The sequence below is a fragment of the Kitasatospora sp. NPDC059577 genome (assembly GCF_042735475.1).
In the GTDB taxonomy this organism is placed as follows: Bacteria; Actinomycetota; Actinomycetes; order Streptomycetales; family Streptomycetaceae; genus Kitasatospora.
The window spans coordinates 10,051-18,620 of sequence record NZ_JBHWBZ010000104.1; the positions used below are offsets into that span (position 1 = coordinate 10,051).

Annotated in this window: 9 protein-coding genes and 1 pseudogene; 9 read left to right on the forward strand and 1 reads right to left on the reverse strand. The window is 75.9% G+C overall.

The features are described 5' to 3' along the window. Nucleotides 1-250 precede the first annotated feature (250 nt). From ACFV0O_RS40265 to ACFV0O_RS40285, 5 genes are all read left to right on the forward strand, one after another. Complete coding sequence (locus tag ACFV0O_RS40265; protein ID WP_380349664.1) at nucleotides 251-1,357, forward strand: type II secretion system F family protein; 1,107 nt, start codon at nucleotides 251-253, stop codon at nucleotides 1,355-1,357. Then, nucleotides 1,357-2,136 (forward strand): type II secretion system F family protein, encoded by a 780-nt coding sequence (locus ACFV0O_RS40270; RefSeq protein ID WP_380349667.1) that lies wholly within the window; start codon nucleotides 1,357-1,359, stop codon nucleotides 2,134-2,136. Before ACFV0O_RS40265 ends, ACFV0O_RS40270 begins: the two co-directional genes overlap by 1 nt. 51 nt (nucleotides 2,137-2,187) lie before the next feature. Further along, nucleotides 2,188-2,460 (forward strand): DUF4244 domain-containing protein, encoded by a 273-nt coding sequence (locus ACFV0O_RS40275; RefSeq protein WP_380349669.1) that lies wholly within the window; start codon nucleotides 2,188-2,190, stop codon nucleotides 2,458-2,460. Nucleotides 2,461-2,530: 70 nt separating this feature from the next. Next, nucleotides 2,531-2,875, forward strand: coding sequence for a TadE family type IV pilus minor pilin (locus tag ACFV0O_RS40280; protein WP_380349672.1), 345 nt, complete (start codon nucleotides 2,531-2,533; stop codon nucleotides 2,873-2,875). Next, a complete protein-coding gene (locus tag ACFV0O_RS40285; protein WP_380349674.1) occupies nucleotides 2,863-3,393 on the forward strand; it encodes an Rv3654c family TadE-like protein in 531 nt (176 codons plus the stop codon). The genes ACFV0O_RS40280 and ACFV0O_RS40285 overlap by 13 nt, the downstream gene beginning before the upstream one ends. On the opposite strand, the gene ACFV0O_RS40290 is transcribed toward ACFV0O_RS40285, so the two are convergent. After that, complete coding sequence (locus ACFV0O_RS40290; RefSeq protein WP_380349676.1) at nucleotides 3,388-5,805, reverse strand: DEAD/DEAH box helicase; 2,418 nt, start codon at nucleotides 5,803-5,805, stop codon at nucleotides 3,388-3,390. The genes ACFV0O_RS40285 and ACFV0O_RS40290 overlap by 6 nt on opposite strands. A 222-nt stretch (nucleotides 5,806-6,027) precedes the next feature. Between ACFV0O_RS40290 and bldG the strand changes: the two genes are divergently transcribed. From bldG to ACFV0O_RS40310, 4 genes and pseudogenes are all read left to right on the forward strand, one after another. Continuing rightward, nucleotides 6,028-6,369, forward strand: a complete 342-nt coding sequence (gene bldG, locus ACFV0O_RS40295) for an anti-sigma factor antagonist BldG (protein WP_049659132.1) — start codon at nucleotides 6,028-6,030, stop codon at nucleotides 6,367-6,369. Between the two features lie 160 nt (nucleotides 6,370-6,529). Next, nucleotides 6,530-6,949, forward strand: coding sequence for an ATP-binding protein (locus tag ACFV0O_RS40300; protein WP_360252499.1), 420 nt, complete (start codon nucleotides 6,530-6,532; stop codon nucleotides 6,947-6,949). Between the two features lie 131 nt (nucleotides 6,950-7,080). Continuing rightward, a pseudogene (locus tag ACFV0O_RS40305) lies at nucleotides 7,081-7,447 on the forward strand (cyclophilin-like fold protein). Between the two features lie 166 nt (nucleotides 7,448-7,613). Continuing rightward, nucleotides 7,614-8,411 carry a hypothetical protein gene (locus ACFV0O_RS40310; protein WP_380349681.1) on the forward strand — a complete coding sequence of 266 codons (798 nt, stop codon included), beginning with the start codon at nucleotides 7,614-7,616 and terminating at the stop codon, nucleotides 8,409-8,411. Nucleotides 8,412-8,570 lie beyond the last annotated feature (159 nt).

The window sequence follows — 8,570 nt, forward strand, 5'->3', positions numbered from 1 at the left end:
GGGGCGCGGGGGGGGGGTTGTGGGGGGGGGGGGCGCTCGCGCGGGCCCCCCACCCAAACCCCACCGGGACCCGGACCGCTGGGTCCGGGGCCACCGATCCCGGGCGCCTCGGGTCCGGACCCGGCGGGCCACCGTGACGGTGGGCGTGGGGGTGCGTGCGGTGGAACTCGCCTTCGCCCTGCTGCTCGGCGGGTGTGCCACGGGCGCGCTCGTGCTGCTCGGGGCCTGGAAGCGGAAGGACCGGTGACGGATGACAACGGAGGTCGGAGAGATGGCGCGCGGTCAGTTCGAGCTCTGCTGGGCGGTGGCGTTGTGCCTGGTGGCGGCCGCCGGATGGCGAACGCTGCAGGAACAGTTGCAGGGTGGGCGGCGCTCCAGGCTGCTGCTCGCGGGCAGCGCGCCACTCGTGCCGAGGCCAGGGCGAGGGCCGGAGCGAGGGCCGGTACCGGATCCGGTGGCGCGGGCCCGACTCCGCCTGCCGGAGGCCCTGGCACCCGAACTGCTGGCCCTGCCGCTGGGGTTGGTCGCCGGACAGGCCACCGGCTCACCGGTGCCGGTGCTCGCGGCGGCCTTGGCCGTCCTGCCGCTGCGCCGGTGGCGGTTGCGGCGGTGCCTGGCGGCCGAGGCCCGGCAGCGGGCCGCCGCCGTGGTGGAGCTCTGCGCCGGACTGGCCGGGGAGTTGCGTGGTGGGGCGACGCCGGAACGGGCGCTGCACCTGGTCACGACGCGGCTCGCCGCCGACCCGGACGCGCGGCGCAGGCTCGGCGACGAACCGCTGGCGCGGCTCGCGGCGGGCCGCTACGGCGGGGACGTGCCCGCTGCGTTCCACCTGCTGGCCGAACTGCCGGGCGGGAGCGGGGCGGCGGCCGTCGCGGCCTGCTGGCGGGTCGCCGCCGACAGCGGGGCGGGACTGGCCGCGGCGCTGGACCGGGTCGCGGAGGCGCTGCGCGGGGAGCGGGCGTTGGCCGAGGAGATCGCCGGGGAGTTGGCCGGGCCGCGGACGACGATCGCCGTCCTGGCCGCGCTGCCGGGTGCCGGACTGCTCCTCGGCGCCGCGCTCGGTGCCCACCCGCTGGCCGTCCTGCTGCACACCCCCGCCGGGCTGGGCTGCCTCGCGGCGGGAGCGGTCCTGGAGGGGCTGGGCGTGTTCTGGACGGCACGCATCGTCCGGTCCGCGGCCAGAGGCGCGCTGGAGGCCTCCCGGGGGGCTGGCAGGCCCCGTCGGGCGCCTGACGGCACGCCGCCGGTGCTCCCGGGGCTCCAGGAGCTCGCCGCGGGCGATCGGGGCTGCGGATTGTCGCGGCTGCGGACGAGGCCCCGGGCGCGGACGCTCGGAGCGGGAGCGGGGGCCGGGTGATGCGTGGAGCCCTGTGGGTCGCCCTCGGGTTGCCGCTCGCGGCGGCCGTGGTGGTGGCGGTGCGGGCGCTGGGACGCGGCCGGGCGAGGTGCCGGCGGGCGTTCCCCGGGCCGGGCAGGAGGGCGGAGGCCCGGCGGCCGTCCGGGGCGGCGGACCCGGGCGCCGGGCGTCGGCGGCGGGCGGTCTCGATGGCGGTCGCCGGGCTCGCGGTGGCCCTGCTGGTCGGCGGCGGCACCGGATTGGTCGCCGGGGCGCTGGCGGCGGTGGCCGTCCACCGGTGGACGGCCCGGGCACGATCGCCGGCGGACCGTCGGGCAGCCCTGGAGGAGGAGCTGCTGACCAGGCAACTCCCGCTGAGCGCGGAACTGCTGGCGGCCTGCCTCGGCTCGGCGGCGTTGCCCTCCGAGGCGGTGTCGGCGGTCGGCCGGAGCGTGGGTGCGCCGATGGGTCCCCGCCTGGTGGCGATCGGAGCCGAACTGGCCCTCGGCGCACCACCGGAGCTGTGCTGGAGCCGGCTCGGCGAACAGCACCCGTCGCTGGCACCGCTGGCGCGCTGCCTGGTGCGGACGAGCCTCGGCGGAACGCCTGCCGCAGGACCGCTGATCCGGCTGGCCCACGGCCTGCGGGCGGCCGCCGCCCGTGCGGCCCACGCCAGGGTCCGCCGGGCCGCGGTGCTCGCCACCGCTCCGCTGGGGCTCTGCTTCCTGCCAGCCTTCGTGCTGATCGGCGTGGTGCCGGTGGTGATCGGCCTCACCAGCCTGTTCGCGCGGGCGATGTGACCGGAAGTCGATGGTTCGGACATTCGAGAGACGACGAGACAGGAGAGATCCATGACTGCGGTGATCGTGATCAGGCCCGTCGACGGGCGCCCGCTCCGGCGGTTGCCCGGGGCGTGGTGGCGGAGGAGGCGCTGGGTGGCCCGCCGGGTGCGCGTGGCGGCCCGGAACCGGGGCCGGTCGGACGCCGGGATGACGACGGCCGAGTACGCGGTCGGCACCCTGGGGGCGTGCGCCCTCGCGGCCGGGCTGTACAAGGTCGTGACCAGCGAGGCCATCACCGGCGCGCTGACCGACATGCTCCAACGGGCGCTCCATGCGGCCTAGACGACCCGGGCCCGCGTGCACCCGGTCGGGGCGGCGCGGCGACGGCGGCTTCGTCACGGCGGAGACGGCGGTGGCCCTGCCGGCGCTCGTCCTGCTGGCCGCGATGCTGATCTGGGGCGTGCTCGCGGCGGCCGCGCAGATCCGCTGCGTGGACGCCGCCCGGGTCGGTGCCAGGGCGGCCGCGCGCGGGGAGGCGGACGCCGTCGAACTCGCCCGCGCGGCGGCTCCGGCGGGTGCGCGGGTCCGGCTGACGCCGACGGCCGACACCGTACGGGTGGACGTGGACGCACCGTGCGCGGCGCCGGGACGGCTGGGCGGACTGCTTGCGGTGCGGGTCACCGCGGCGGCCGTGGCGGCGCGGGAGGACGTGCTGATGGGTACTGCGGAGGGAGGTGGCGGCCCGTGGCCGTCCTGAGCGGGACGGCAGCCTTGAGCCGGTCGGCCGTCCCGGCCGGGCCGCGGGCGGTGCTGGAGCGGGTGGTCCGGGCCCGCGCGGGGCGGGCGACGGCGGGCGGACACGGACCGGACACCGGCTCCGCGACGGTCTGGCTACTGGCCCTGGCGATGCTGGGCACGGCGGTGTTCGCCGCGACCCTCGCGGTCGGATCGGTGGTGGCCGCCCGGCACCGGGCCGAGTCGGCCGCCGACCTCGCGGCCCTCGCGGCGGCGGACCGGCTGCTGCTCGACCCGGACGGCGGCTGTGCCCGGGCCACCGGGATCGCCGCGGCCCAGGGCGCCGACCTGGTGTCCTGCGCGGTGGACCGGTCGGGGGACGCCGTCGAGGTGGTGGCCGAGGTGAGGGTCGTCGGCCTCCCGGTGCGCCTGCCGGTCGGTCCGGCGAGGGCGAGGGCGCGGGCCGGACCGGTACGGGCTCCGGTCAGCGTCGCCGAGGACGGCCTCGGCGACGTCCCGGGCGGGACGGCGGCCTCATGACCCCGACGCTGCCCCACCGCCCGCGTCCGTCCCGGTGCTCGGGTCCGCCTCGGCGTCCGTCGTCCCGGGCGGCTCCGCGCCGGGCTCCGCCGCCGGGTTGCCGGGCGCTCCGGCCAGCAGGACGTCCAGGAGCCGGACGGCGGCCGCCTTGTCCAGCGGGTCGTTCCCGTTGCCGCACTTGGGGGACTGGACGCAGGACGGGCAGCCGCGCTCGCACTCGCAGGAGGCGATCGCCGAGCGGGTGGCCGTCAGCCACTCGACCGCCCGCCGGAAGCCGCGTTCGGCGAAGCCGGCCCCGCCCGGGTGGCCGTCGTAGACGAACACGGTCGGCAGCCCGGTGTCCGGGTGCAGCGGGACGGAGACACCGCCGATGTCCCACCGGTCGCAGGTGGCGAACAGCGGCAACAGGCCGATCGAGGCGTGCTCGGCGGCGTGCGCGGCGCCGGGGAGCAGGTCGGGCGGGATGTCCGCGTCCAGCAGTTGGTCCTCGGTGACGGTCCACCAGACCGCGCGGGTGCGCAGTGTCCTGGGCGGCAGGTCGAGCTTGGTCTCGCCCATGATCTCCCCGGTGGAGATCCGCTTCCGGAGGTACCCGACCACCTGGTTGACCACCTCCACCGAGCCGAAGGTGAGCCGGCCCTCGCCCCAGTCGACGGTGGTGTCGGTGTCGAGGACGGAGATGGAGGTGATGTCGCGGGCGGCCGTCGTGTAGGGCGGGTCGGCCGGTTCGACCAGGGCGGCCGAGTTCTCCAGGTCGAGTTCCCGGACCAGGTAGGTGCGGCCCTGGTGGAGGTGGACGGCCCCGGTGTGGACGGTGGTGTGCGCGGCCGCGGCGTCCACCGTGCCGAGCAGCCGGCCGGTGTCGGCCTCGACGATCTGGACCGGGCTGCCGCCGCTGCCGCGCAGGTCGACGGCGTCGGCCGCGCGCTCGCGGCGGGTCCAGTACCAGCCGTCGCCGCGCCGTCGCAGCAGGCCGCGGCGTTCCAGGACCGGCAGCAGTGGCGCGGTGGACGGCCCGAACAGCTCCAGGTCGGCGTCGGTGAGCGGGAGTTCGGCGGCGGCCGCGCAGAGGTGCGGGGCGAGTACGTGCGGGTTGTCCGGGTCGAGCACGGTGGCCTCGACGGGCGCCTCGAACAGTGCCTCCGGGTGGTGCACCAGGTAGGTGTCCAGCGGGTCGTCCCGGGCGATCAGGACGGCCAGCGCGCCCTGGGCCTCACGGCCGGCCCGGCCCGCCTGCTGCCAGAGCGAGGCCCGGGTGCCGGGGTAGCCGGCCATCAGGACGGCGTCGAGACCGGAGATGTCGACGCCGAGTTCGAGGGCGGAGGTGGAGGCGAGGCCGAGAATCCGGCCGGAGTGCAGGGCGCGTTCCAGGGCCCGGCGTTCGTCGGCCAGGTAGCCGCCGCGGTAGGCGGCCACCCGGTCGGCGAGCGGTCGGCCGAGCTGGTCCTGGGTCTGGAGGGCGACGAGTTCGGCCGCGCGGCGGGAGCGGACGAAGACGACGGTGCGGGTCTCCCGTTCGACCAGGTCGGTGAGCAGGTGCGCCGCTTCGGCGGTGGCGGTGCGGCGGACGGGGGCGCCGTGCTCGCCGACGTTCTCGGTCAGCGGCGGTTCCCAGAGTCCGAAGACCATCGGCCCGCGTGGCGAGGCGTCCTCGGTGACGGCCACCGAGGGGAGTCCGGTGAGGCGCTCGGCGGTCGCGGCCGGGTCGGCGGTGGTGGCGGAGGCCAGCAGGAAGGTGGGTGACGATCCGTAGCGGGCGCACACGCGGCGCAGCCGGCGCAGCACCTGGGCGACGTGCGAGCCGAACACGCCCCGGTAGCTGTGGCACTCGTCGACGACCACGTAGCGCAGCGCCTTGAGGAAGGAGGACCAGCGGGCGTGGCCGGGCAGGATGCCGCGGTGCAGCATGTCCGGGTTGGTGAGCACGTAGGAGGCGTACTGGCGGACCCACTCGCGTTCCTCGGGCGGGGTGTCGCCGTCGTACAGGGCGGCGCGGACCCTGGGCGGGGCGAGTTCGGTGGCCCGGCGGCGCTGGTCGGCGGCGAGGGCCTTGGTGGGCGCCAGGTAGAGCGCGGTGGCGCCGCGGCCGTTGCGGGCCTCGGTGCCGTCCAGCAGGTCGCTGAGCACCGGGGCCAGGTAGCCCAGCGACTTGCCCGAGGCGGTGCCTGTGGCGATCACCACAGTTTGACCGCTTTTCGCCAGGTTCATCGCTTCTGCCTGGTGCACCCAGGGCCGCTCCACCCCGACTGCGAGTGCCGAGGCCACGATCTCCGGACGGATCGACTCGGGCCAGGGTGAATAACGTGCAGGTCGGGCGGGAAGGTGCTCCGTATGGGTGAGCCGGTCGGACCGCCCCCGGCCGTCGGTCAGGGTCGTGAGCAGTGCCTCGGGCGGGCTGTGTCGGGGCGGCATGGGGACCCAGTGTGTCACCGGCGTGACGGAGAATCGTCGTAAGCCATCGTGCGGGCATGGTCGCAGGTGGTTGAATGTGGCCGTGACGGCCGTACGGCCGTGGGTCGCAGCGCTGAGGCTTGCCACGCGTTGGCTGGGCGCGCCCGGGCTCGCGACCATGCGGTGGCGGCCGTCCGGCCGAGGATCGCACATGACGTAGCAAGGCAAGGTGCTGGAGGTTCCGTGGACCTGTCCCTGTCGACCCGTTCAGTCGGCGATCGCACGGTCGTCGAGGTTGGCGGCGAGATCGATGTGTACACCGCCCCGAAGCTGCGGGAGCAGCTGGTCGAGCTCGTCAACGACGGCAAGTACCACCTCGTCGTCGACATGGAAGGCGTGGACTTCCTCGACTCGACCGGCCTGGGTGTGCTGGTGGGTGGTCTGAAGCGGGTGCGTGCCCACGAGGGTTCGCTGCGCCTCGTCTGCAACCAGGAGCGCATCCTGAAGATCTTCCGCATCACCGGCTTGACCAAGGTCTTCCCGATCCACACCTCGGTGGACGACGCGGTCAACGCGACCGACTGACGCGGCCGGGCCGGCCCTCGTGGCCGGCCCGTCCCGTTCACCTCGCGTCCGGGGTGTCCGGGCCCGTGCGGCCCGGTGCGTCCCGGCCGCCTCTGGGCCGGTTCAGCCGGCCCGCAGGGGCCGTATCACCGGCCCCGGTCGGAGCACCCGAGGGGGAGAGATGGCAACCGTCGAACTTCGATTCAGCGCGCTTCCCGAGCACGTGCGGACGGCCAGGCTGGTCGCCGCGGCCGTCGCCAGACGGGCCGGGGTCGACGAGTCGGTGCTCGACGAGGTACGGCTCGCGGTCGGTGAGGCGTGTTCCCGCGCGGTCGGCCTGCACCAGCGGGGCGGCATCGGCGGCACGGTCAGGGTCGCGCTGACCGACCAGGAGAAGCGTTTCCTCATCGAGGTCGAGGACGAGGCCGGCCCGGTCGTCGTCCCGGCCTCCGGCGCCGCCGAGGGCGGTGAGCCGGACGACGACACCCTGGGCCTCGCCGTGATCACCGGCCTGGTCGAGGACCTGGAGGTCACCAACGGCACGGACGGTGGCCTGATCCGGATGAGCTGGCCGGTTTCGGTCGCCTCCGTCGCGGTCTGAGGCCGCTTCCCGCGCCCGGCGGGGTCCGCTCCCCGGGCATGCGTTGACAAACTGTTGAGCATGGCGGTTCGCTGCTTCCGGCACGACCGGGTCCGATCGCTGATCGGATCTCGTCGCGGAAGAGGAACTCCATGCGGATTCGCATCCTGTGGCCGGCCGGTCAGGTGACCGCCACCTGACGGCGACCCCCACCACCGAGGCACTCCTGGCCGAGCTGCCGATCAGCTCGTCGGCGAGTACCTGGGGCGAGGAGGCCTACTTCGGCACGCCCGTCAGCGTGCCGCGGGAGGACGGCGCCCGACAGGTCGTGGAGCCGGGCGCGGTCGCCTTCTGGGCGGACGGGAAAACCTCGCGCTGCCGTACGGTCCGACGCCGATCTCGCGCGCCGGCGAGAGTCGGCCGGCCTCGCCCTGCACCGTCCTGGGCGCGCTGGACGGGGACGCGGCGGTGCTGCGCACCGTCCGGCCGGGCGATCCGATCCGGGTCGAACGGGCCTGAACCGCGGCCGGGCGCGGGTCCGGACGAAGCGGCGCAGGCCCGGGAGCGGACCGCGGCGGCCCCGGGACGAACCGCGGACCGCCCCGGGCGGACGTCCGCCGCGGGAGCCGCGAAGCGGGAACCGGGAACCGGGGGGTGGGAACCGGCCGTGTAGGTTCGACGACCGATGACGACCGAAACCGAAAGGCTTCTCCCGGTGAACAAGCGACTGCTGGCCGTACCCGCTCTCGGCGTGCTGCTGGCGTTCGGCGCCGTCGGCTGCGGCGGCGGCGACGACAACAGCAAGCAGCTGGAGTCCTGGGCGTCGAACGTCTGCGGCGCGGCCAAGGACCCGATCGCCCAGGCCCAGACCGCGCTCGCCGACACCGGCCAGGTGAAGACCGGTGAGGCGCCGGCCGACCTGCAGAAGCGGCTCTCCACCGACATCGGGCGGCTGGCCAAGACCAACCAGGACATCGCCTCCGCCGTCGACGGCGCCGGCGCGCCCAAGGTTCAGGACGGGGCGGCCCTGCAGAAGGACACCGTCGACGAGCTGAAGAAGGCGGCCGACGGGTACCAGGAGGTCCAGAAGAAGCTGGACGCGCTGCCCAACGACGACCAGGCGAAGTTCGCCGACGGGCTGCGCAGCGTCGCCGACCAGGTGCAGCAGCTGGCCTCGCTCTCCACCCAGGCGCAGAGCAAGCTGCAGCGCGGCGACCTCGGTGCCGCGATGGCCAAGCAGGCGGGCTGCAAGCCGTCCCCCGCCACCGCGCCGGCCGCCGCCCCGACCAGTGGCGCCGGCACCGGTGCGAGCGGCTCCCCGGCGCCCGCCGGTGCGGGCACGACCCCGGCCCCCGGGGCGACCGGTACGCCGAGCGCCCCCGCCACCACTCCCGCGGCCGGTGCGACCGACTCCGCCGCCCCCACCGCCGGCGCCACCACTCCGGCCGCCCCGGCCACCACCCCGGCACCCGCCGCGAGCTGACCGGGGGCCGGTCCCGCCTTCGTGAAGCGGCCACGTAGCGAAGCGGCCACGTAGCGACGCGGCCGCGCGGCCGCGCGGGCGCGCCGCGACCCCGCCCCGCGGCGGGGCCGCGGGCCCAAGCCAGAAAGGGGGGTCGGAATCACCACAGAAGCCGACAGA

What these genes read in the sequence shown, in the direction of transcription:
- ACFV0O_RS40290 (WP_380349676.1), bottom strand. Translation starts at nt 5,805, where the DNA reads ATGCCGCCCCGACACAGCCCGCCCGAGGCACTGCTCACGACCCTGACC.
- ACFV0O_RS40300 (WP_360252499.1), top strand. Translation starts at nt 6,530, where the DNA reads ATGGCAACCGTCGAACTTCGATTCAGCGCGCTTCCCGAGCACGTGCGG.
- ACFV0O_RS40270 (WP_380349667.1), top strand. Translation starts at nt 1,357, where the DNA reads ATGCGTGGAGCCCTGTGGGTCGCCCTCGGGTTGCCGCTCGCGGCGGCC.
- ACFV0O_RS40310 (WP_380349681.1), top strand. Translation starts at nt 7,614, where the DNA reads ATGACGACCGAAACCGAAAGGCTTCTCCCGGTGAACAAGCGACTGCTG.
- ACFV0O_RS40275 (WP_380349669.1), top strand. Translation starts at nt 2,188, where the DNA reads ATGACTGCGGTGATCGTGATCAGGCCCGTCGACGGGCGCCCGCTCCGG.
- ACFV0O_RS40265 (WP_380349664.1), top strand. Translation starts at nt 251, where the DNA reads ATGACAACGGAGGTCGGAGAGATGGCGCGCGGTCAGTTCGAGCTCTGC.